Here is a 24,916-nt window from a genome sequence, read left to right as displayed (position 1 = left end):
CTCTCAATTTCATGTAAATATACATAACATCTACTATTTCAAATGTCCATATTTAACCTTTTTTATTTCTTATCTAATTACTCCCTACAAATATAGATTCTTCTTTTTTATAACTTACATAGATTCACTATTTTTAATTTTTCTTTTTAAACTCTAGTTATTATCTATCCTTAAAAATTCTTTTTATATTTTTTAGTATGTAAAGTATATCATTCCACTTAAGTACTATATAGCCAATATAAGCTGTTACATAAATAGCAGCTGCCCATAAAGCACTTAAATACCAGGATACACTAATAAATACTATTGTCATAAATAATTCTAATAAAATATCTTTCTTAACCCTAAGATTTAAAACCTTCGCTAAATATAATTCAGCAATAATACATCTAAATGCCAACAAAAATATAATGCATAAGATTGCTAAATTTAAACTATTTAATAGATATACACTTATGAATGTTAATACTAAACTCAAACCCACGGTGATTAAATTAATTATTAGCATCCACTTTTCTTTACGTAGAGTTTTTAAATACGTATTAATTAGTAAAAGCATTTTACTTTCATAAAGACACATTGGAAATAGCAATGCCATATAAGTTAAACTTTCCGCATACTGAGGTAACCAAACGGATAGAATTGATTTTGCTGGATAATAAAAAGTTAAAAGCCCTACTAATGGTACTGTAATAGAAATCCTCATTGTTTTGTAAATATCCGGGAGTTTCTCCTTCGATGTACGGCGTAGAGTAGGAAATAAAATTACTGCTATTGCATTAATGAATAGCATCAGCATATTGGCTATACTTAATGTTAATGATACCTTTCCGAATGTTTCAATACTCCAATTACCTTCAATAGCAAACCGGACAATACCAATAATAAGCATACTTGCAAAATTAGCAAATAATAATTTGCTTCCCACAGAAATATTAATCCATATTTCTTTAATACTTATTTTTATAGAATCCATTTTCCCAAACACCAATTCTTTACATGAAAATAACGAATACACTATTGAACAGATCTTCCCAACGATATCAGCAAAAATAAGATATTCAAATTGCTTAATACCATTCATTAAAAAGATTATAACTAAAATAAAATAAACTATACGTTCTAGAATTAGAATGATAGCATACTCTTTAATCCGATTAGTTGCTTGTAGCATAAAAGTTAATAATGAACGAGGAACTACCAATACACCTGTCAAACATGTTAATGCGACAACTATCGTTTTACTTGTATCCGTAGAGATTGAGCTATAAAATAAGAAAATTAAAAAATTCACAACAACATCAAAAGCAACTAAAAACCAATACTGCGATACGAAAACAGGTTTATATAAATTATTATATTCCCATCCTCCATACCTTAAATAAGCACCATCTGTCAAACCTAAGGACATATAGGATATATACGAAGAATAAAAGATATACAACTGCCAATAGCCATAATCACTAACACCAATAAATCTAGGTACAACTAAAAGCAACACCGTGGAAATAACTATAGATAAAATATTAGCAATAAATGTATACGAAAAATTACGAGCAAATTTCTTAACTGTACTGTTCATCTAACTACCTCTTTAATTCTATACAATAACATATATAAACTGACAATTCATTTTCCTGTACCCTTAAATAACTTCACTGTTTCTAGAGAGATTTTTTAACATCTCAAATTTCTTTTTTAATTAATACAAGGATTGAATTTCATAACCAGTTATATAGTAAAAAATAGTCTTTATTTTTTATTAAACAGGTTGAATCATGACTTAACGAGAACGATTTACAATAAATATTAGAAAAGATAAAAGCGTTTCTATAAAAAATAATACTTAGAAATCCCTTGCTTAAATCTCATAATATTCAATACAGATTTTCACCTATTTATTATTTTAATTTTTTCGTCTTTTTCCAAATAAAATAATATAGATTAATATTCAATCTAGTAATTATACAAGATAACTTCACAAATTTATTAGTTAAATCACTAATCTTAAATCTATATAAATTCCCCTTTAACTCCTTATAATTTTCTTTTTCAAGCCTTTCTTCTTGCATACCATTCATTAATAAACTAATATTCATATGCATATAATAATTTTTATACTCTTCTATCTCTACCCCTTCTTTAGTGTTCAATAAATTTATAATATTTATTAACGCTGTTAGAGCAGTTAATTTTTTGAGACTAAATTGTGATTGAGATGCATTATTACTATGAATGATATAATGATAATATGGAGTAGAATCATATACAATGTTCCTTGAATTCGAGACAGCCTGACAGCAAAACAACAAATCTTCACAAAAATGAATATTTTCATCGAAATACATTTTAAAGTCTTTATTCAATACATCTACAGAAAAAAGTTTATTCCATAAAAACCCCCTAAATCCATTTGGATTAAGAATTGTATTTAAGGCTTCTTCCTTATTTAATATTTTGACATCTGATTCAATATTTTTATTTAGGATAATACCATCCACAGTTTCTCTGATGTATCCACAAGCTACAATATCTGCCTTATTCTTTTCTATTAAGTGATATAAATTTTCAAACATATTAGTTTCAATCCAATCATCCGGATCAACAAAACCAATATATTTACCACTAGCTACATCTAATCCAATATTCCTGGCTGAAGAGACCCCTCCATTTTCCTTATGAATAACAGTAAATCGTTTATCTTTTTGGGCATATTCATCACAAATTAACCCACTATAATCTGTAGATCCATCATTCACTAGTATAATTTCTAAATCATTATAAGTCTGATTTTTAACACTATCTAAACATCTCGGTAAAAATTTTTCAGCATTATATACTGGAATGATAAGAGAAATTAACATCTTACTCCTCCTTTCCAATTAGTCTACGTTATTTTTATAATATGTTTTTTTGAAGTCATTTTTCTGTTACGATTAATGTTCTTCCCAATACAAAAGTCTCCTAATTATTAACTAGGAGACTTCATTTGTACATGTAACTAGCTGATTTACAAATTCAGAATAAAGAACCTCAGCATTACTTCTTTCCTTCCAAATATCTAATGCATTATCGCACATTTTCTTATACGACTCATTATCCATTATGTGGAATTCATTAAGCGATTCAACAATTTGTGAAACTGTACAATCTTTATCTAATAGGTATCCATTTTTTCCATTTTCAACAATTTCTCTTGTACCACCAACATCCGTAGCGATAACTGGAAGCCCCATAGATATTGCCTCCATGATTGCTACAGGTACTCCTTCGGATGCAGATAAATTAACAAAAACAGTTGCAGGATTTTCTTTATACCAATCTAAAACCTCTTGATTTTTAACGAATCCAGTAAATTTAACTTGTTTCATATTAAGCTTACTTTTTGCTAATTTTTTTATACGTTCAAACTCTGGGCCTCCACCAATATGAGTCCAGACATATGGGATATTCTTCTCTTCTAACTTCACTAATGCTTCTATTAGTAAATCAATTCGTTTTACCTTGCGCACTACAGAACAGCTCACAATATATAACTTATCGTTCATAGTATTACTAAGTACATTAGTTGAGATTGTTCCCAATCTTTCTACACTTACCTTATCCTTATATGCGGGATATGTTTGATTTAAGGTATCTACTCCATCTTGCGAACAAGGATATACTGCATCAAGAGACTTTAATAAATAGTCTCTCTCCGGTAAATATTTCAAAGGCGCCGCATCTTCATACAGGTCATATCTATGTGCGCGCGAAATTGTATATGGATTTCTTTCTTTAAAATATTTATGCTTTAATTCTACAGCAACTCTTGCAGTTATGTATAACCAATAACTATATACTGTAACTGAATCATACTGCTCAAAATCATACTCATTCAATTGATGCTCCACTCGATCATATACATCCATTGCACGACTTTCAAAATAATAACAATATAATTTATGCGACAGTTTCCCTTTAGAATCCGCTTTAATCATTTTTGTTTTTAATTTATCTTTATTAATAGTACTGAATTGTCTTAATACCATTTTGGATTTTCCTACAATGGAATGTTTTATTCCTATTGGTAAAATTATAACATTTTCAGGGACAGTCCTAGTCTGTTGCATCTCATTAGATACCATAGTGGAAATAATATAAATCTTTTTATAACTCTTAGATAGGTACTCTATTTCTGATTCCAAATATTCCTCACCTTTATGAAAAGGGTAATAATTGGTCAAGAGTATCAAACAATTATTCACTAATTTCCCACCTTTTGTTTTTCATCGTTATTTCTATTTATATTTTTTGATTTTATTACAGAGGCTACCGTTAAGAATATAACCTTTAGATCCAACATAAACGATACATTTTCTACATAATACACATCATTTTTCACACGTTGCTCCATTGTAGAATTATTTCTTAAGACCGCTTGATTATAACCTGTAATACCAGGTCGGACATCAAACTTTTTAAAGAATTCTTTTGGATAAATATCCTTATTTCCTAATGGACTTGGTCTTGGACCTACAAAACTCATATCACCTTTTAGTACATTAAGTAGTTGTGGAAGTTCATCTATACTTGTCTTCCTTAAAATATCACCAATTTTTGTTACCCTTGGATCGTTATCAGAATTAAATGTACTACCATCTTCATTACGAATATCCGGTGCATTTACTTTCATCGAACGAAACTTATACATAGGAAATTCTCTCATTCCTTTTCCTAATCTAGGCGCATTATAGAAGATTGGTCCTTTATCTTCTAATTTAATCATAATAGCTACCGGTATTATGATTAGTAGTAAAAAAGGAAGTAATAATAGAGAACCTATTATATCAAAAACGCGTTTAATACCATAACGGTACATCATCCAACCCCCGCATTAATAAATGTATTTCTTCTACAGCTGTAGCAAAATTATAATCTGTTGAAAAATCTAGTAATTCCTTTGCTTTCCTACTATCCATATAAGAAGAATGTATTCCTTCATTAGCATTAGGATCTTTCACTAATAAATTATCTTTGTTTCCAAACGCATTATTAATTGTATTTGCAACTTCATAATTTGTTAAAGCATCCCCGCTACCTATATTAAAAGTACCTGAAAGCTTCTCTTGTTTTAATGCATAAATTACAGATTTTGCTGCATCTTTTGCATATAGAAACTCTCTTTTTGCAACACTATTAGCATGTAAAGTTAATTGTTCACCATGAAATGCTTGTCTGAAAAATCTATTAATCATATAATTATTTTTTTCATTAAACCCATATAAATGGGCGAACCTCAAGTTTTTAATACAAAGCCCTTTTTTTCTAGAATAAATATTTCCAATATGCTCACAGGCCAACTTACTAACACCGTACATTAAATCAGGTAACGGTAACTCCTTCTCATTCCACGGTAGGGACGTTTCATCAGAGTAGGCCGATATTGTAGATGCATACACAATATTACTAATATTATTTTCATAGCATGCATCGTATAAATTTTGTGTTAGAATTTCATTATCATGAAACTCAGATATCTTCCCTTGGCTACCTCTTGTGGCTGCAAGATGCACCACTGCATCTACATCATTTAATTGATTTATCAAGTCTTCCAAAGTATAATCCGAAACTCTGTATTCGTAATCATTTATCGCTTTATTACCAATACTTCTTGTTAAAATGATAGGAGTATTCCCATCATTTTTAATGCTTTCAACAACGTATTGACCTAGAAAACCCGTTCCACCAGTAACAGCTATTTTCATCTTAGTCTCTCTCTCCGTAATTTGTTTTTAATCCTAACCAGCACTACTCTCAAATTATTCAATGGCTTTATTTAGTCTTTATAAATAAAATATCCAATTTTATCATTTTTACCATTTACTGGACGGATATTATCTCCTTGTTTGTAATAATTAAAACTATCTAAGGAATTTTCTATTTGGTTTTCAAATGCCAAATAATCTGCTGCGGTATTTGGTTTTTGACAGATAAATTCCAAAATATATTTATCATTTGGATTTTTTTTGACATTCTCCAATTCAGAAGTATCCCCATTTAATAAGTGCTCAAATGTTAGCTTCATTAAATTAACTTCATTATAATAAGATAGTAAATTCCACATATGGCACCCATCTAAACGAGGGGTTATTTCAATAATATATGGCATTCCCTCTTCCAATTTCATTTGTGCATAAACAGGGCCATTTTTTATTTCCAATTTGGCACATGCAGCTTCTATTATGCCATTTAATAAACTAGTAGTATTAGAAGTAAGGTTTACAGTTGGGACAATGTGTTTATGAATTAATCCTGTATATTCAGGCCAAGTTTCTCTATCGGACGCAACTAAATACTTTACTTTTCCATTTACTAGATAACCATTTACAGAAAGCTCTGGACCAGAAATATATTGCTCTAATATTACTAATCCTGAACGAGAATATTCTGTAGCAGCCTTATAGCTTTCTACATATTCCCCTCGATTTTGAACTAATTTCACCCCTCTTTGCCCTTGTGAATCAGCTGGTTTTAAGATAAAAGGAAATTCCATTTTTAATTCATCATCTTCACTTTTTATAACCTGAAATTTTACATTTCCTTCAAAGTCGTTCCCCAAAGTTTTTCTCATTAAGTCCTTATTATTACATATACGTGCTGTTTTTTCTGATACAAAATGTGGCATTTCTAATTTTTCACTGATTAAAGATGCTATCGGCATAGCTAAGTCTGAACCTGTAGAGTAAACAACAGAAATTTGGTTTTTCTCGATATAATCAATAATTGCCTGTGAATCTAAAATATTTATTTCGGCAAAGTGATCTGCTACATCTGCTCCTGGTCCATCTTTAGCCATTGCACAAGCATAAGTTTCATATCCCACTTTTTTCAGTTCCAAGATTGCATCCATCTGAACTGCTGCAACTCCTAGAATTAGAACTCTTTTTTTCATATATTTATAGTTCTCCTTATCTATTGTTTAAAATCTCTTTAAAAGTATCAGTAATATATTTTACCTCTTCATTTGTTAATCTTGTATGCAAAGGTAACGTGATTTCATTTTTATACATATTAAATGCATTAGGATAATTCTTTATATCAAATCCTAAGTTTTTATACGCTGTAAACATAGGCAATGGTTTATAATGTACATTGCTTGCAATTCCCATCTCGGCTAACTCAATAATAATTTTATTTCTTTCAGACTCTTCAATCCCAGGTATTCTTGCTAAATAAAGATGTCCCGATGAAGAGAAATCATCCCCATAATGTTTCAGACTTTGAATTCCATATGGCAACAATTCTTTGTCATACATTTCAATAATCTCTCTACGTCTACCCATAAGAGATTCATATCTATCCAACTGGACTAATCCAATTGCTGCCATTATATCTGTCATATTACATTTATAAGCTGGGTAAACAATATCATACTCCCATGCGCCTTTTTGAGTCTTTGCTAAGGCATCCTTAGATTGTCCATGAAGGCTGTATAACATAAATTGTTGATATACCCACTCATTGTCTAAACCTAAATCATTGCGCCATACAACGCCCCCACCTTCTGCCGTTGTTAAATTCTTCACAGCATGGAAAGAATAGCAAGTAAAATCAGCAACTTGTCCACATCTCTTTCCTTTTCGTTCAGCACCAAATGCATGCGCTGCATCGGTCATTACAATTATTCTTTCAAATAACTCTTGAGTTTTATTATTAGGTTTGAATAAATCTTTTTTACTTTCTACTATGCTATATATTGTATCGTAATCACACATTTTACCCGCAATATCAACTGGAATAATTACCTTAGTCTTTTCAGTAATTGCATCAGCAAGCTTTTCATAATCCATTTCAAAAGAATCAGGAGCTGTATCAACTAAAACAATTTTTGCCCCTACGTGCTCTATAATTGATGCAGAAGCTGTATAAGTATAAGCTGAAGTAATAACCTCATCTCCGGGTCCTACACCTAAAATTCGAAGTGTTAACTCCATAGCAGCCGTAGCTGAGTTTAAGCAAACCGCTTTATTTGTCCCAACATATTCAGCTATTTTCTTTTCAAGTTTCTTTGTTCTAGGACCTGTTGTAATCCACCCCGACTTCATCGCTTTTATTACTTCTTCTATCTCTACTTCTGTAATGTCTGGTGGAGAAAACGGGATATTTCTTATTGTATTATTAATCATTTAAGCTTCCTCACTTTACTTATTAATTTTCGTTTTAAAACTAGCTAGCTGATCTTAAACATCCAGCAAAAGCCTCTTGTTATACTCAATATTTTAAATTTAGCTATTCACTTCAACTTTATTATTCGCAAAATCTAATAAGGTTTTCCTAATACTCTCTTGACTCATCTGCTCAAACTCATTTATAAATTGTTGAATGGATTCAAAATCTTTTAAAACAGCCTTTCCTATATGGATTTTAGGAAATACTTGTTCCTTATGAATTTCATTATCATTTAACAACTCTTCGTACATCTTCTCTCCCGGTCTTAGTCCACTATATTCAATTCCAATTTCCTCAATAGAATAACCCGAAAGCTGAATTAAATTCTTTGCCAAATCTGCAATTTTAACAGGTTCTCCCATATCTAATACAAATAGCTCTCCACCTCTTGCCAAAGATCCTGCTTGGATTACAAGTCGTGATGCCTCTGGAATGGTCATAAAGTAACGGGTAATATCTGGGTGGGTAACTGTAACTGGTCCCCCACTTTGAATTTGTTTTTTAAACAATGGAATTACACTTCCGCGACTACCTAATACATTTCCAAACCTAACAGCAACAAATCTTGTTTGACTGATCATAGCCATGTGTTGAACAACCATTTCTGCAACACGTTTTGTTGCTCCCATTACATTTGTTGGGTTTACTGCTTTATCTGTTGAAACCATGACAAATGTATTTATTCCAAATGTATCTGCGGCTTCTGCAACATTTTTGGTACCAATTATATTATTTTTTACAGCTTCTTCAGGATTTCTTTCCATCAATGGAACGTGTTTATGTGCAGCTGCATGGTATACAACAAAAGGTTTGTGTTTTTTCATTATTTCAAATATTTTATTTCGATCTTGTATGTCAGCAATTTCTGTTACAAATTCTGCTTGCTCTTTATACTTAGTTCTCAATTCCATCTCGATATGATAAATACTATTCTCTCCATGTCCTAAAAGAACCATTTTTGCTGGTTTATATTTTAAAATCTGACGGCAAATCTCTGATCCAATAGAGCCCCCAGCACCCGTTATTAAAACCGTCTTATCTTTAATCTTCTCACCTATTCCCTTATCATCTAATTGAACAGGCTCTCTCCCTAGTAAATCTTCCACTTGCACATCACGAAATTCATTTACAGACACTTTTCCATCTAATAAGTCTTCTAACATCGGCACAATTTGCGTTTTCGCCTTCGTTTTTCTACACTTCTCAAAAATCTCATTTATTTGCCCTCTATTTAATGAAGGGATTGCAATAATGATATGTTCTATATCATTATCTTCCACAATTTCTTGAATATGATTTGTTGTACCAATAACCGGCACATTATAAATCTCCAATTTTTGCTTATTTCTATCATCATCAACAAACGCAATTGGATACAAATCTGCTTCTTTATTATGTTGTAATTGACGAACCACCATTGTTCCTGCTGAACCTGCACCAATAATTAATGTTCGTTTTTTATTAGTTGCCTTCGAAATATATGTATCACGGAACATACGCCATACGAAGCGAGAACCACCAATTAATAATAAATGTAACATCCATGCGATTGCTAAAATTCGAACATAAATATCGTGATTAATAATTTGTTGAACAATTGCTGTTACTAAAATTGATAGCGTAATTGCCTTAAATATTTGCTTTAGCTCTCCAATACTTGCATATTCCCATGCCTTATTATAAAGCTTATAAATAGCAGCAAAAACATGATGACTACATAATAATGTAATAGAACTAATAACTACTGTCATAGGAATCTTATTCAATACATTTGGATGTATAAACCAATAACTTAAATACACGGCAGTTAGTACTATAAATGAATCTAATAAAATTAATAATGAGAGCCGTCTTCGATAACTCAATATACCTGTTCCCTTCTTTATATAATTCTTATCTTACTCATAATAAAAAAGGACATTCTCTTATGAATGTACCTCTTCCTTTTTTACAAGTTCCTTCATATACTTCATTAACTCTACATTTAATTCTTCATTTTGCAGTGCCATCTCAATCGTCGTCTTAATAAATCCAAACTTCTCCCCAACATCGTAACGCGTACCCTCAAAGTCATAAGCAAATACACGTTGAACTTCATTTAATCGTTGAATTGCATCTGTTAATTGGATTTCTCCCCCCGCACCTGTTTGTTGATTTTCAAGGAACATAAAGATTTCTGGCGTTAATACGTAACGACCCATAATTGCTAAATTTGATGGGGCAGTTCCTTGGGCTGGCTTCTCCACAAATTGACGTACTTGATAACGACGATCGCTTTGTTCAATTGGATCGATAATACCGTAACGATGTGTTTCGTTTTCAGGTACTGTTTGTACACCAATAACTGATGACTGTGTACCTTCATATTGATCCATTAATTGACGTAAACACGGTGTTTCTGCTTGGACAATATCATCACCAAGTAATACAGCAAATGGTTCATTCCCAATAAATTTACGTGCACACCATACTGCGTGTCCCAGCCCTTTTGGTTCCTTTTGTCTTATGTAATGAATATTAATTTTTGAAGAAGCTTGTACTTTTTCTAGCATCTCATGTTTCCCTTTTTCAAGTAAGCTTTGCTCTAATTCAAAGGAATGATCAAAATGATCTTCAATGGCACGTTTACCTTTTCCAGTAACAATAATAATATCTTCAATTCCTGATTCTATCGCTTCTTCTACTATGTATTGAATTGTCGGCTTGTCAACGATCGGTAACATTTCTTTCGGCATCGCTTTTGTTGCTGGTAAAAATCTTGTCCCAAGACCAGCTGCTGGAATAATTGCTTTTCTTACTTTTTTCAATTTTAGTCCCCCTGCATCCTTTTATTTATATGTAGCAATAACAAAAACCCTACCTATAGAGTCTTGTTTATAACTCCATAGGTAGAGTTTCTATTAGAAATAAATTATGGGCATCTAACCCACCCTCACGTCATACTCCCGACGACAAGCGTCTAAGGTAGGTTCGAAATAAAAATTTCTACCCACAGCACGACCGAGTGCCCCCGTTGATAACGGTTAGGAGACATCACCAATTCTTTATTTAAAAAATACCGAACAATTTTTTACGACGAATTTGTTCTGGATCTTCTTTGTAAATTGCCTTCCCGCTAATTATTAAGTACGGATTTTCCTTCAAATCACTCATAACATTCATTCCGAATTCTTTCTCAATTAATTCATAGCCTTCCGCTAAATGAAACCCCCTTGATGTCGTGTTATGTGCATCTGAAGCGACCATATGTGTTAAATTATGTTCTACAAGCTGTAGTGAGAATTTTTTGATTTTCTTTCCAAATTTTCCAAGCAAACTACCTGCTGTCACTTGTGTTAATGCCCCTTTATTTACAAGGTTATATAACTTATCTGGCCGCTCGATTAACTCGGCATTACGTTCTGGATGAACAATAATTGGAATCATTCCCTTTACACGTAATTCGTATAATAATTGTTCAGCATAACGTGGTACGTGATTCGATGGAAATTCAATGAATATATATTTATTTGTTTCATTTAAAGTAACGATTTTACCAGTTTCATAGTCTTCTAATAAGTCACCATATAACCTGACTTCTTGTCCCGGCAAAATAATAAGTGGAATATTATGTTGTTGTAGTTCATCATTTAGTTGTTTTACGTGATGAATAATTGAGGTACGTTCATTTACATATTTGCCATTTTGATGGTGCGGCGTTGCGACAATTGTATGTATTCCTTCTGCTACGGCTTGTTGTGCCATTGCTAAACTATCTGTTACTGTCTGTGCACCGTCATCGATACCAGGTAAAATGTGACAATGTAAATCTATCATTTGTTTCATCCTCCCTCTCTCCTATAAAGATCTTTTTTCCCTTGAATATGAGATATCGCTCATATTCAAGGGAAAAAAGGAGATATGTTTCTACCATATCTCACTCTTTTAATTAGTTTGCACCGTAATAATAATATAAGCCTTCTTCACGTTCACGATCGTTCAGAACAACGCCCAACAATTTACCTTTAGCCGATTCCAACAATCCTTTTGCTTTTACTGCTGTTTCTTTCTCTGTTGATTCACTACGAACAACAAGAATAGAAGCATCACATACATTTGCCATAATTTGTGCGTCGGTAACAGCTAAAATTGGCGGCATGTCAAAAATAACCAGATCATACATACTGTATGCTTGTCCAAGAAGTTCTTTCATTGATTTTGAACCTAACAACTCTGCTGGATTTGGTGGAATTGGACCACAAGCTAAAAAGTGTAGATTATCAACTAATGTTGTTTGCACACATTTTTCTAAACGTTCACTATGTGTTAATACATTCGTGAGTCCAAAAATATTATCTACTTGGAACATTTGATGCATCGCCGGCTTACGCATATCAGCATCAATTAATAATACTTTCTTTCCTTGTTGGGCAAACACAACTGCCATATTAGCTGTCGTTGTCGTTTTCCCTTCACTTGGGTTTGCAGACGTGACCATTAATGAATGTAAATTCGTATCAACAGCTGCAAATTCAATATTCGTTCGAATATTACGATATTGTTCTGAAATTGGTGATTTCGGTTGTTGATGAGCAATTAATTGACGGCGTTGACGGTAATTCTTTTTCTTTTTAAATAAATTAAGAGCCAATTGTTTGTCCCCTCACTTTTCTTGATGATGGAGCGTGTGATTTCACGTTCATTGTTTCTTCATCCATACGAGCAACGATACCTAGCACTGGTAAACCAAGTAACTTTTCCACATCTTCTTCTTTTTTCACCGTGTTATCTAAATACTCTAGTAAGAATGCAAGACCAACTGCAGCTATTAAGCCAACAACGAATGCAATTGCTACATTTAACATTGGACGCGGTTTAATTGGAGATTGATTCTCTACAACTTCTGCCTTAGACAATACTGTTACGTTATCAATACTCATAATTTTTGCAACTTCATCTTTAAATACATCTGCCGTTGCATTCGCAATATTACGAGCTAATTTTGGGTCCTTATCCGTAGCTGTAACAGAAATGACCTGTGAATCTTTTTCATTAGCAACATTAATTTTTCCCATTAAGGCTTGCGCTGTCATGTTTAAATTCAACTTTTCATTCACTTGTTCTAAGATTACTGGACTTTTAATAATAACCTTATATGTATTTGTTAATTGAATATTTGTTTGTACCTCATTGTACTGAATTGCAGATCCTTCTTGCTTCTTCTGGTTAACAAGAATTTGCGTCGAAGATTGATAGATTGGTGTCATAAAGAAGAAGCTAATGATAGCACTTACAATAGCTGCACCAAATGCAATTACGAGGATCATTGCTAAACGTTTTTTTAAGATATGAAATAACTCTTTTAAACTAATTGTTTCTTCCATAAGTTCCTCCAACTTTCTAAAATTTACACATAGGAAAAATTATAACATATAAATCTTACATTTTTTATTTTTAATAATTCAGTTCTATATTTGTTCACAAGAAACAAGTTTAATCTTACAAAATAATCGTAAATATGACAACACATTCCAATGATTCCCCAAAAATTTTATCATATCATGCTTTTTACAATGTATAACTTGATAAATAATTATCAGAAAACAAAAAAGCCAACAAAAATTTTTGTTGGCTTTTTCATATTTTAGTAATAACCATACTGCTCTTTTTCTTCTCTTTTATCGTTCAAAACAACACCTAGTAATTTTCCTGATGCTTTATCTAATATTTGTTTCGCTTTTACGATTTTATCTTTTTCTGTCTTTTCACTTCGTACAACGAGTACGATTCCATCACATTTATTCGCTAGTATTTGTGCATCCGTAACCGCAAGGACAGGTGGTGTGTCAATTAATATAATATCAAACATGTTATATGCTTCTAGCAACGCCTCGTCCATTGCCCGGCTTCCTAATAGTTCTGCTGGGTTTGGCGGGATTGGACCTGCTGCCATTAAGTATACGTTCTCTATATCTGTTTTTTGAATGCATTGCATAAGTTTCGCTTGTCCTGATAATAAGTTCGTTAATCCATTTGAACTATGAATAGCAAATAAGTTTTGTATCGTCGGCTTACGCAAGTCAGCTCCAATTAATAAAACTTTCTTTCCTTGTTGTCCGAAAACAACTGCTAAGTTTGCGATTGTTGTTGTTTTCCCATCACCTGGATCGGCTGAAGTAACAATAATAGAACGAACATGATTATCTACAGATGTAAACTCAATGTTTGTACGAATGTTACGGTATTGTTCTGTAATACGCGATTTAGGTTCTTTATGTGTAATTAATTGTCGTAATGGTTTTCTTTTCTTTCTCCCGAACATATTCATAATCTCCTTTTGTGAAATGCGACATTTCCCTTTTCTCTCTCTTATGCTCGATTTCATACGTCTAATTAATATTTTTGCTGATTTCCCTATATCTCATCATAATCAATAACATTCTACTTTGTCTTATTTAAGTACCTTAACAATATGACAATGCCCTTATTTCTTTATTACCTTTATCACTTATCCTGTTTTCTAGATAAATAATAAAGTAAGTATATGGTAATTACCATCTATTTACAAGATATTTTCTGATTAGTTTGTAAATTATCGTTTCATCGTTATATAGCAGAAATTAAAAAATCTCCTTGTCTTTTCACAAGGAGATTTTTTAATTTCTATTCTTTTTTATCACCAATCGCAAATGTAATTTCTGCCTCACATGCAACTTCACCATCTACTGTTGCAATTGCTTTTCCTTTTCCAATTGGGCCGCGTACGCGTGTCATTTCTACTTCTAGACGAAGCTGATCACCTGGGCGTACTTGTTTTTTGAAACGGCAATTGTCGATACCTGCAAAGAAAGCAAGTCTTCCGCGGTTTTCTTCTTTCTTTAATACTGCAACTGCTCCGACTTGTGCTAATGCTTCTACAATAAGTACACCAGGCATAACTGCATAGTCAGGGAAGTGTCCGTTAAAGAATTCTTCGTTTGCGGATACATTTTTAATCCCAACCGCTCTTTTGCCTTCATCTACTTCTAATATTTTATCAACAAGTAAAAATGGATAGCGGTGAGGAATGATTTCTTTAATTTGTTCTATATTTAGCATGTAACAATCGCCCCTTTTGTAATATTGGTCTTACCACTTGGACATATTGCTATTATCCCATTTTGTTTATTGTTTGTCATTACAAAGTAACATTTTATATTTAGCACAACTTCCTAAAAAAAAATGCACACACTCTATTCCATTAAAATAGTTGCACATTTTTGCAACTGACACGGAGGTAGAAAAGAGTGTATGCCCAAATTAGGGAAAGGCAATATGTATTGAAACATTATTTGCCTTAATGTCGTATTCGACTCATTATATTATAAACGTTTTCAAATAAGGAAATATTAAATTTAACCATATATATGAATATTTTACCTGTTTCCTTCATATTTCTCTATTTTCCTTCCATTTTCGCAAAAAAACAAAATAAAAAAATATAAAAACGAAAAAAGAACTAAGGCATTAGCCTTAGTTCTTTCAAATTATCTCAAAGCACGCTTTGGTAATCTGTCGATATTCTCTAACATAATACCTGTACCAACCGCAACGCAGTGCATTGGGTTTTCAGCAATTAATACCGGTACTTTTAATTCTTCTGCTAGAAGCATGTCGATACCGTGTAGTAAAGCTCCACCGCCTGTTAGAATAACACCGCGGTCGATGATATCTGCAGATAATTCTGGTGGTGTGCGCTCTAATACGCCTTTTGCAGCTTGTACAATAACAGCTGCATTTTCTTTTAATGCTTCTGTAATTTCTTCAGAGCATACTGTAATTGTACGTGGTAAGCCTGTTACCATGTCACGTCCGCGAATTTCAAGTTCTTCGCTACGTGCACCTGGGAATACTGTACCAACCTTAATTTTAATATCTTCTGAAGTACGTTCTCCAATTAATAGCTTATACTTACGTTTAATATAGTTTAAGATCTCCATATCAAACTTATCGCCAGCCATTTTGATAGAGGAAGAGGTAACAATATCACCCATAGATAGTACAGCGATATCTGTTGTACCTCCACCAATATCAACAACCATGTTACCGCTTGGTTGGAAGATTTCCATACCAGCACCAACTGCAGCTACTTTTGGTTCTTCTTCTAAAAATACTGTTTTACCACCTGAACGTTCAGCAGCTTCACGAATTGCTTTTTGTTCTACTGATGTAATATTTGTTGGACAACAAATTAAAATACGAGGTTTTGAAAAGAAGCTCTTTACGTCCAATTTGTTAATGAAATACTTTAACATTGCTTCTGTAATTTCGAAATCTGCGATTACACCATCTTTAAGCGGACGAATTGCTACAATATTACCAGGCGTACGTCCCACCATACTTCTCGCTTCTTCACCGACTGCTAATACTTTACCACTATTACGATCAATTGCCACAACAGATGGCTCGTTTAATACAATACCCTTACCTTTAACATGAATTAATACATTAGCCGTACCTAGGTCAATTCCGATATCTCGCGCAAACATTCCCGTTTTTTCCTCCTCGATATTCAAAATCAGGTTACACCCGAATTCTTTTCACCTAATTTCTGATTTTATCATAAATTTAACAGAAACGTAATATTCGCAAAAAGAATTCTTCTGAAAAATATTACCGAATGTGAACGGAATGTTTGCTACTGTAACATTATTGACGTACAGGCTTCTCTACATCTTCTTTTCTATACTTTTGCTTTGTTGCTTCTCCACCTCTTAAATGACGAATAGACTTATGATAATCAAGAATTTCTTTCACTTCATTTGCGAGCTCTGGATTAATTTCTGGTAGACGTTCTGTTAAATCTTTATGGACTGTACTCTTTGATACCCCAAATTCCTTTGCAATGACACGCACTGTCTTTCTTGTCTCCACGATATACTTACCAATCTTGATAGTTCTCTCTTTGATGTAATCGTGCACACCACTCGCCTCCCTAATTTGGATGTGAGAAGGGTGAAATGAGCCTCGCTGCATACGACTAAGAAGTAAGTGTGAGTGCTGTTTGTAAGCGTTAAACATTCTTGGATTTATAATGAAATGATTCACGATTTCTCACCTCAAACACTCTCTTTGCTTTGGTTTATACCATTGTATTGCCCGCACTACTGATATATGCTACATGTTCACTATTTTTGCGGACTAAGTTAAGAAAAATTACATTTTTTTGTGAGAAATACGTTAACAGTGACTATTTTGGCGAAAAAAAATGACACCTTATATATAAGGCATCATTCTTCTCTTTCAAACTCTTCTTCTAATAATTGATGGTGGGGAACCTCTTTCTTACCGGCAATATAATAATATAAAGTGAATAAAACAAACAATAAAATAATAGCAGTCGACAGAACAAACAAAAATGACACAGTATCCCCTCCCTTTTGTAATATATATTCGAGAATCTCGTCATTTTTCCTTGTTATTGCAACTTTTTTCTCGAAATTGAGTATTTTTATATAAAAATAAAAAAATCAGCTCCCCTAGTGGGAACTGATTTTTTCACTTTCTTATTCTTGTGAAGAAGAATCGTTAGATGATTCTGTAGAACCATTTGTTGATTTTTCTTCTTTCTTCGGTTCTTCTTTTTTGTCACTAGTTGAACCGCTTGTTGATTTCTCTTCTTTTTGAGACTTGTCTTCTGTTTTACTTTCTGGTTTCGTGCTCGTTGACTTCTCTTCTTTTTGAGATTTGTCATCAGCTTTTTTACCAGAAGCATTCGTAGCCTTTGCAGCACCTGCATCAGCTTTAATTTCTGTTACTGATTTATTTAAGTAACGTTCAGGGTTCACAGCCACATTGTCTTTACGTACTTCAAAGTGAACGTGAGAGCCTGCCTCTTTATTCATTGCACTTAGACCGGATGTTCCTAATACTTCACCTTGTACAACTCTTGCACCTTTTTCTACTTTCACACTGCCTAAGCTTTGATAAGATACCGCTACACCATTTCCACTATCAACTGTTACAACATAACCAAGAAGTGAATCTTTTTCAGCTTTCGTTACTGTACCACTTAAAGCAGCAGCAACATTGAATTCTTTTCCATTCTTCGCAGCAATGTCAATTCCTTTGTTCGGGGAATATGTGTTGTTATAAAAGACAAGTGCTTTTTCTTGTTCCGCCTCAGTTGCTGCATCTTCATAAAATTTCTTTTGTACGACTACTTCCGCATTCGCGGCTGCTGGCATTTTCACTACTTCTGAAGATTTCGTTACTGGTACTGCTGGATCTTCCGATTGTGTATACGGTGTTGCTTGATCGTGGTTTGGAGTCTTCTTCGGATTAGCTCCTTGGAACCATAGCGCAACCATTAAGATTACCGCTGCACAAGCAATGTATAGTGCCGGAAACACCCATCTTTTTTGAAATAAATGTACTACCTTTTGCGACTTTTTATTATTTCTTCCTCGCATTCCATCATCACCTCAGCAATCATTTTGAACAATATTCACGTATCCTATACAACGTATAACTAATTACTTTTCGACAAAATCTGTAAAAATATGTATGAGAATTGCAAAATTTCCGAGGAAATGATAGAAAAAAGAAAAAACTGAGCAATTTTGGCTCAGTTTTTAATCTAATTGTTTCTTTTTGTAAACAATAATACAAAGAATGATAAGGCATATAGTCCAAATTGTATTGTTTAAAATATGTTCTTGAATCGCAATCAATCCTTCTCCCTTTATAACTTTTTGCAATGCTTCCATAACATGATTTGTTGGAAGAAGATTAACTACTTTTATAATAAATTCATTCTTAACCATTTCCTTTAACATCGGCCCCATTATGAATATTAGAAAAATCGGGAGCCCCACTATGGATGTTTGTGCTATATTTTGGGATAGTAAGCCAACTATAGTACCTAAAACGACACATAACAATGTTCCTATTAAAATAATAATAACTAGCATACCAATATTTCCTTTAAAAGTATCTAAAATCACTAAACTAATAAAACTAGATGCTAGTACAAAAAATACAGTTAATACACTTTTCCCTAAAATAACTTCTATTGGACTTGCTGGAGACAACATTAATACTCGTAACGTGTGTTTTTCCTTCTCCTCTGCAATAATAATTGCTTGCACATAACTTCCCACCATGGTAATCGTCATTACAATAATAAAACCTGCAAAGAACTCTTTTATAGAATCCATATTACTATAGAATACAGCAAGTAGAATAGGTAATAGCGCCATTAATATAACTTGTGAGTTTTTACCTGCATCATTTATTTCTTTTCTTACAATAGCCGAAAACCGTTTCATTGAAAATGTCATTATAATCCCCTCCCAGTAACTTCAATAAAGATATCGCCTAGCGTTGGTTCGTGTGAATGAATAGATAACAGTTCGCCCTTTTTCATCCATTCTGAAATATGGTTTGCGCCTAATTCATCTTTTTGCACTACTTCTTTTTGTTTATCTTTTAATACGACCTCTATTTGATCCTTAGCGTATTGTAAGCGCAGGTTCTCTGGCGTATCCAGCGCTACAATTTCTCCGCCACAAAGGAAGGCAACACGGTTACAAAGCGTTTCTGCTTCATCCATGTTGTGAGTCGTTAAGAAAATCGTCGTTCCTTCTTTATTTAAGTCGTTTAAGATTTTATGAATGTTTTGTACGTTTACTGGATCAAGTGCAGATGTTGGTTCGTCTAAGAAGAGGATATCTGGTTTATGAAGGATTGCTCTCGCTAGTGTGACGCGTTGCTTCATTCCCTTTGATAATTTTTTTACTGGTGTTTTTTTATCATCTAATAGATTCACTTGCGCTAGTACTTCATCGATTCGTTCTTTTTTGCAATCATATAAGTCACAAAATAATAATAAGTTATCATAAATGCTAAGTCTCTCATATAAACCGCTGTTATCTGTTAAAATACCAATTCGTTTGTAATCGATGCTACTTGGTCCTGTAATATCTTTCCCTAATACTCTTACCGTTCCAATGCTATGAAGCAATTGAGAAGTTAAAATTTTTACTGTTGTCGTCTTACCAGATCCACTCGGTCCGAGGAATCCGAATATCTCTCCTCGCTTCACCTCAATATTTACATTTCGAAGTGCCGTTTTTCCATCGAAACTTTTCATTACATCTTTCATTTCAATTGCCAATGTCATTTCTTCATCCCCTTTGTTTTTCTTCTTTATAGATGAAAGTCGCTTTAGCGCTTTTCGTTCGTTTGTTTCGCTTTTCTTGACTCAATCATATGAAAAACAAAGGGTTTACGCAGTAAAATACCGGTAAAAGGAGTATTTTTACCGGTGAATGAATCGCATGTTAAGCTTATTGGAGCACTTTTTATAGCCCAATCACGCCTTTTAATTCATCCATTCGTCCTTTCGAAAGCGGGATTGAACTTTTTCTTTCGTCATCCAAAATTAAACTAAAACTATTACGAGTCCACGTAATCACTTCTCGTACTCTTTGTAAATTCACAAGATAAGAGCGGTGACATCTAAAGAAACCAAAACCTGTTAATCTTGCTTCTAGTTCACTTAATGTTAAGGCACATACGAAATCGCCTTCACGAACGTGAATATGCGTTACTCCGTTTTGCGTTTCAATGAAATGGATTTCCATCGGATCAAGTAAAATGATTTTATCGTTCACTTTCGCAGGTATTCTTTCTAACTTCATTTGCGGAATCAGTTGAATGACTTTTTCTTCACCGACTTCTTCCACTTCCTCTTGTTCAATTTCTATCTTTTTCACACCATCGTTGTTTAATATGTATACATCCTCTGTTAACGAAAGGGCATCCGATAGGAAAGATGACGTAATAAAGATTGCCTTTCCTTGCTCTTTCATTTTCATAATTGCTTTTCGAATAATAACCGTACTCTCTATATCTACATTTTGCTCCGGTTCTTCCAAAATGATTAAATCCGGATTATGAATCATCATTCGTCCGATATGAAGACGGCGTTTCTCTGAAAATGATAATTTTTCTATTTTAACGTTTAGTTTATCTAGGAGACCAACAGACTGCACAACTTCTTCTATACTTATCTTTGATTCATAAAGCCCTAATAGAAATTTGAAGTATTCTTTCACCTTCAAACGATCATATGCCTCATCTTTCAAAAAACAAAAGCCGATGCGGGAATAATTTTTCTTTCCAATTGCTTCTCCTTCAAACAGTACATTGCCAGTCGAAGCTTCTTCTTCACCAATAATAATGCGGTGTAACACTTTAGCTGTATGATTATTGCATTGCAAAACAATACATTGTCCTTTCTCAACCTTTAGCTCAATTGCCGGTAACTGGTTCGTCTTCCCTAATTGTTTCAACTCTAGTAACGCCATTTCATTTCCCCCAAATGCCTTTTTATCCTATTATATCAAACAGTTAATGGAAAATTATGATACTTTAAACAAAAAATAGATGCCAGAGTCCTGACACCTATTTCTTCACCATCAATTTTCCTTCATAATCATTCATCGTCTTTATTTCAACACCTTTATAGTAATGAGCGACGATATCTGTATATTTCTTTCCTTCCGCTGCCATGCCGTTCGCCCCGTATTGACTCATACCAACGCCGTGACCGAAGCCTTTCGTCGTAACGATGATTTTATCTCCTTGTTGTTTCCACGTGAAATCAGAAGAACGTAAATCTAACTTTTCACGAACTTCTTTTCCTGTTAATGTTTTTCCTTGAAAAGCTACATCCTTTACGCGCTTTCCTTCCGTAAGGTCTTTAATGTTTCCAACCTTCCCGTCTGCTAGCACTTTCACACCGAGACGTTTTTGAAAATCAGCTACTGTAAATGTTTGCTCGCTCGTAAACTTTGGAGAGGCTTGATCCCACGGACTATCTACACTTTTCAAGTACGGATAATCATTTCCCCAATAGTCAGCTGCATTTTCTGTTCGGCCATTACTCGTTGAAAAGAAGGATGCTGAAATTGGTTTTCCATCATACGTTAAAACTTGTCCTGCTGTTTTCGAAACGGCTTCTTCGATTTTCTTCAAATTATTTTCGTAGTTATTACCCCATTGCTTCTTCAATTCATCTTTGCTTTTGTACACTTGATCTTTCACCGTATCTGTCACGTCCGCATTATTTTTCTTTCCTCCGCTTAACATACGTTGTACTACAAATGTTCTCGCTGCTAATGCCTGCGCCTTTAGTGCCTCTATTTCAAAACTGGCATTCATCTCAGAAGCTACTACACCTGTCACATACTCCTCCACTGGTAATGTTTCTACCTTCTTCTGTTTTTCGCGATATACAGCAACTTGAACAGCTGTATCCACTTTTCCTGGAGCTGGTATGCTTTCTATCGCTGGAGGAGTTTTAGAGGCCGTTTCTTCCCCTACTTTTGCTTTCGCAAATGGAATAACAAGGGCTGCAGGTACAATGATAACGAGCGCTATTAAGAGCGCTACTGTAATAAAAAGTGGCTTTGAAAATTTCATCCTATTTTCCTCCAATATAAAAGCTTTACTCCATTCATTCTTATGGAACAACTCTTTCTTTTAGAACATACTTAAGGGGAAGAGTATAAAACGGAAATTTTCTAAATATTTTTACTGGTACGTGCATAAGTATAGAATTTATTGACTATAACAGTAATAACCCAAAAAAATAGCCCCTATGTCAAAAGACATAGAGACTATTTTAATTAAGCGTGAAGATCAGAAACTTCTTGTTCTTTCACTTCTTCTACTTTTTCGTTTACACGTTCAATAGTTGCACCTAATGCAGCTAATTTCTTATGGAAGTTTACATAGCCACGGTCAAGATGTTTTAACTCAGTTACACGAGTATAACCTTCTGATACTAAACCAGCTAAGATTAATGCAGCTGCAGCACGTAAGTCAGTTGCTGCTACTTCAGCACCTTGTAAGCTGTTTGGACCGTTCATAATAACAGAACGACCTTCAATTTTAATATCAGCATTCATACGACGGAATTCTTCAACGTGCATAAAGCGGTTTTCGAATACCGTTTCTGTAATCATGCTTGTTCCATCAGCTTGTAGTAATAATGCCATCATTTGTGATTGCATGTCTGTTGGGAAACCTGGGTGAGGCATAGTTTTAATATCAACCGCTTTTAACTTATCTGGGCCGATAACACGTACACCTTCGTTTTCCTCAATAATTTTAACACCCATTTCTTCCATTTTCGCTGTAATTGAGCGTAAATGTTCAGGTACAGCATTTTCAATTAAGATGTCTCCACCAGTAATTGCTGCTGCAACCATGAATGTTCCCGCTTCAATACGGTCAGGAATAATAGAGTGGTTTGCACCATATAATTTATCAACGCCTTCGATACGAATCGTTCCAGTTCCAGCTCCGCGTACTTTCGCTCCCATCGCATTTAAGAAGTTAGCTAAGTCAACGATTTCTGGTTCTTTCGCTGCGTTTTCAAGAATTGTTGTCCCTTTTGCTAATGTAGCTGCAGACATAATGTTTTCTGTCGCGCCTACGCTTGGGAAGTCTAAGTAGATTTTAGCTCCTTTTAGTTCTCCCTCAACATATGCCTCAACAAAACCGTTACCAACCTGTACTTTTGCTCCCATTGCTTCGAAGCCTTTTAAATGTTGGTCAATTGGACGTGAACCAATTGCACATCCACCAGGAAGTGCAATACGAGCACGACCGTTACGTGCTAATAATGGTCCCATTACTTGAACAGATGCACGCATTTTACGTACATATTCAAATGGTGCTTCAATGTTTAGTTCTTTAGAAGAATCGATTGTTACTTGATTATTTTCAAATACGACTTCAGCATTTAAATGACGTAATACCTCATTAATTGTGTATACATCAGACAAAACTGGTACTTCAGATAGTACATTCTTTCCATCACTCGCTAATAGGGCTGCAGCGATTATAGGTAATACAGCATTTTTTGCGCCCTCAACACGCACTGTGCCGTTTAACCGCTTTCCGCCACGGACGATGATCTTTTCCAAATTATTCCCCTCCGTGTCCTTTTTTCAGTATCTATTCACTCAATACTCAGAAGTTATGATCGGTGTGCCAACCACAATTGTATCTTTGTTGTCTGTAGAACGTATTGCTATTTGCACATTTATTTTCTCTCTATTTGTTGAAAGAGCGTCATCCCACTTTTTATTGTATGCGGAGACTGACACAAATGCTCTTTCTTCTACTTGTTCGATCGCTCTTGCTGAAAGATCTTTCAAAACCTGATTGGTTTTATTTTGCAAAACACCTTCAATCTTATCATTCAGTACACCTTGAACACAAGTGTAAATTATAGGTTTTTCACTAAAAATTTTATTCATGTTTTGAACATACTTCGGGTCCCATTTCGCCCCACTCACTTCAAAGATAATGAAAGTGTTTTCTTTAGTATTTTCTTTACTCCAAGTTACTACTACTCGTTCTTCATGAGAAGCAAACTTTTTATAGGATGTAGCTTTATATCCATCTGGAGATTGCTCTACTTCCCACTTTTGAATATTTGCCTTTTCCTTCACATCGTTTAACAACTTTTGAAACGTATGTATGTTAGAAATTGTTTTTGTTTCTCTCGCTAACCATGACCATTTTTCTACTTTAGCATCATTTTTCTCTAAAGCCTTGATCATGCTCTCCATTTTCTGTTCATCGCTTATCGGTTTCATCTCTCTATATCCAACCAAAAATAAAACAACACTAAGTGCAACAATAAGAATGGCTTTAAACTTCAATT

Annotated in this window: 24 protein-coding genes; all 24 read right to left on the bottom strand. The window is 33.8% G+C overall.

Annotated elements, in window-relative coordinates; all coding sequences use genetic code 11:
• Positions 1 to 160: 160 nt before the first annotated feature.
• On the bottom strand, positions 161 to 1,582 hold the full coding sequence (locus CGQ22_RS09660) for a lipopolysaccharide biosynthesis protein (RefSeq protein ID WP_001089482.1): 1,422 nt from the start codon (positions 1,580 to 1,582) through the stop codon (positions 161 to 163).
• Between the two features lie 319 nt (positions 1,583 to 1,901).
• Positions 1,902 to 2,864 (bottom strand): glycosyltransferase, encoded by a 963-nt coding sequence (locus CGQ22_RS09655; RefSeq protein ID WP_000908872.1) that lies wholly within the window; start codon positions 2,862 to 2,864, stop codon positions 1,902 to 1,904.
• 111 nt (positions 2,865 to 2,975) lie between these two features.
• The gene (locus CGQ22_RS09650) at positions 2,976 to 4,247 is read right to left on the bottom strand and encodes a glycosyltransferase (RefSeq protein ID WP_089148614.1); all 1,272 of its coding nucleotides are present in this window, start codon (positions 4,245 to 4,247) and stop codon (positions 2,976 to 2,978) included.
• The gene (locus CGQ22_RS09645) at positions 4,247 to 4,861 is read right to left on the bottom strand and encodes a sugar transferase (RefSeq protein WP_089148613.1); all 615 of its coding nucleotides are present in this window, start codon (positions 4,859 to 4,861) and stop codon (positions 4,247 to 4,249) included. The genes CGQ22_RS09650 and CGQ22_RS09645 overlap by 1 nt, the downstream gene beginning before the upstream one ends.
• Positions 4,842 to 5,747: an NAD-dependent epimerase/dehydratase family protein gene (locus tag CGQ22_RS09640; RefSeq protein WP_000686357.1), complete on the bottom strand. Its 906-nt coding sequence runs from the start codon at positions 5,745 to 5,747 to the stop codon at positions 4,842 to 4,844. Before CGQ22_RS09640 ends, CGQ22_RS09645 begins: the two co-directional genes overlap by 20 nt.
• A gap of 71 nt (positions 5,748 to 5,818) precedes the next feature.
• Positions 5,819 to 6,934: an ATP-grasp domain-containing protein gene (locus CGQ22_RS09635; protein WP_089148612.1), complete on the bottom strand. Its 1,116-nt coding sequence runs from the start codon at positions 6,932 to 6,934 to the stop codon at positions 5,819 to 5,821.
• Positions 6,935 to 6,950: 16 nt separating this feature from the next.
• The gene (locus tag CGQ22_RS09630; RefSeq protein ID WP_089148611.1) at positions 6,951 to 8,168 is read right to left on the bottom strand and encodes a DegT/DnrJ/EryC1/StrS family aminotransferase; all 1,218 of its coding nucleotides are present in this window, start codon (positions 8,166 to 8,168) and stop codon (positions 6,951 to 6,953) included.
• A 99-nt stretch (positions 8,169 to 8,267) separates the two neighbouring features.
• The gene (locus tag CGQ22_RS09625; protein WP_000122182.1) at positions 8,268 to 10,076 is read right to left on the bottom strand and encodes a polysaccharide biosynthesis protein; all 1,809 of its coding nucleotides are present in this window, start codon (positions 10,074 to 10,076) and stop codon (positions 8,268 to 8,270) included.
• 60 nt (positions 10,077 to 10,136) lie between these two features.
• Positions 10,137 to 11,018 (bottom strand): UTP--glucose-1-phosphate uridylyltransferase BpsC, encoded by an 882-nt coding sequence (bpsC, locus tag CGQ22_RS09620; protein ID WP_000757806.1) that lies wholly within the window; start codon positions 11,016 to 11,018, stop codon positions 10,137 to 10,139.
• A gap of 241 nt (positions 11,019 to 11,259) precedes the next feature.
• A complete protein-coding gene (locus CGQ22_RS09615; protein ID WP_089148724.1) occupies positions 11,260 to 12,027 on the bottom strand; it encodes a tyrosine-protein phosphatase in 768 nt (255 codons plus the stop codon).
• Between the two features lie 112 nt (positions 12,028 to 12,139).
• Positions 12,140 to 12,841: a CpsD/CapB family tyrosine-protein kinase gene (locus CGQ22_RS09610; RefSeq protein WP_089148610.1), complete on the bottom strand. Its 702-nt coding sequence runs from the start codon at positions 12,839 to 12,841 to the stop codon at positions 12,140 to 12,142.
• Positions 12,831 to 13,574 (bottom strand): YveK family protein, encoded by a 744-nt coding sequence (locus CGQ22_RS09605; protein ID WP_000393154.1) that lies wholly within the window; start codon positions 13,572 to 13,574, stop codon positions 12,831 to 12,833. Before CGQ22_RS09605 ends, CGQ22_RS09610 begins: the two co-directional genes overlap by 11 nt.
• Positions 13,575 to 13,834: 260 nt before the next feature.
• Positions 13,835 to 14,512: a CpsD/CapB family tyrosine-protein kinase gene (locus CGQ22_RS09600; RefSeq protein WP_000467945.1), complete on the bottom strand. Its 678-nt coding sequence runs from the start codon at positions 14,510 to 14,512 to the stop codon at positions 13,835 to 13,837.
• A gap of 341 nt (positions 14,513 to 14,853) precedes the next feature.
• Positions 14,854 to 15,288, bottom strand: a complete 435-nt coding sequence (gene fabZ / locus CGQ22_RS09595) for a 3-hydroxyacyl-ACP dehydratase FabZ (RefSeq protein ID WP_000931959.1) — start codon at positions 15,286 to 15,288, stop codon at positions 14,854 to 14,856.
• 428 nt (positions 15,289 to 15,716) lie between these two features.
• Entirely contained in the window at positions 15,717 to 16,718 is a 1,002-nt protein-coding gene (mreB, locus tag CGQ22_RS09590) for a rod shape-determining protein (protein ID WP_000457978.1), read from the bottom strand.
• Positions 16,719 to 16,878: 160 nt separating this feature from the next.
• Positions 16,879 to 17,151, bottom strand: a complete 273-nt coding sequence (spoIIID, locus tag CGQ22_RS09585) for a sporulation transcriptional regulator SpoIIID (protein ID WP_000544012.1) — start codon at positions 17,149 to 17,151, stop codon at positions 16,879 to 16,881.
• A gap of 308 nt (positions 17,152 to 17,459) precedes the next feature.
• Complete coding sequence (locus CGQ22_RS09580; RefSeq protein ID WP_000008901.1) at positions 17,460 to 17,594, bottom strand: hypothetical protein; 135 nt, start codon at positions 17,592 to 17,594, stop codon at positions 17,460 to 17,462.
• 141 nt (positions 17,595 to 17,735) lie between these two features.
• The gene (spoIIQ, locus tag CGQ22_RS09575) at positions 17,736 to 18,641 is read right to left on the bottom strand and encodes a stage II sporulation protein SpoIIQ (RefSeq protein WP_089148609.1); all 906 of its coding nucleotides are present in this window, start codon (positions 18,639 to 18,641) and stop codon (positions 17,736 to 17,738) included.
• 162 nt (positions 18,642 to 18,803) lie between these two features.
• Positions 18,804 to 19,511 carry an ABC transporter permease gene (locus CGQ22_RS09570; protein ID WP_089148608.1) on the bottom strand — a complete coding sequence of 236 codons (708 nt, stop codon included), beginning with the start codon at positions 19,509 to 19,511 and terminating at the stop codon, positions 18,804 to 18,806.
• Positions 19,511 to 20,353: an ABC transporter ATP-binding protein gene (locus tag CGQ22_RS09565; protein ID WP_089148607.1), complete on the bottom strand. Its 843-nt coding sequence runs from the start codon at positions 20,351 to 20,353 to the stop codon at positions 19,511 to 19,513. The genes CGQ22_RS09570 and CGQ22_RS09565 overlap by 1 nt, the downstream gene beginning before the upstream one ends.
• A 181-nt stretch (positions 20,354 to 20,534) precedes the next feature.
• On the bottom strand, positions 20,535 to 21,542 hold the full coding sequence (locus tag CGQ22_RS09560) for a LytTR family transcriptional regulator DNA-binding domain-containing protein (protein WP_089148606.1): 1,008 nt from the start codon (positions 21,540 to 21,542) through the stop codon (positions 20,535 to 20,537).
• 97 nt (positions 21,543 to 21,639) lie between these two features.
• Positions 21,640 to 22,659, bottom strand: a complete 1,020-nt coding sequence (gene spoIID / locus CGQ22_RS09555; protein ID WP_000672663.1) for a stage II sporulation protein D — start codon at positions 22,657 to 22,659, stop codon at positions 21,640 to 21,642.
• Between the two features lie 206 nt (positions 22,660 to 22,865).
• The gene (gene murA, locus CGQ22_RS09550; RefSeq protein WP_000411274.1) at positions 22,866 to 24,170 is read right to left on the bottom strand and encodes a UDP-N-acetylglucosamine 1-carboxyvinyltransferase; all 1,305 of its coding nucleotides are present in this window, start codon (positions 24,168 to 24,170) and stop codon (positions 22,866 to 22,868) included.
• Positions 24,171 to 24,209: 39 nt separating this feature from the next.
• Entirely contained in the window at positions 24,210 to 24,914 is a 705-nt protein-coding gene (locus tag CGQ22_RS09545) for a YwmB family TATA-box binding protein (RefSeq protein ID WP_175423373.1), read from the bottom strand.
• Positions 24,915 to 24,916: the final 2 nt, after the last annotated feature.

Source organism: Bacillus sp. M13(2017), assembly GCF_002218325.1.
GTDB lineage: Bacteria > Bacillota > Bacilli > Bacillales > Bacillaceae_G > Bacillus_A > Bacillus_A thuringiensis_K.
This window is presented reverse-complemented; position numbering and strand designations above follow the sequence as displayed.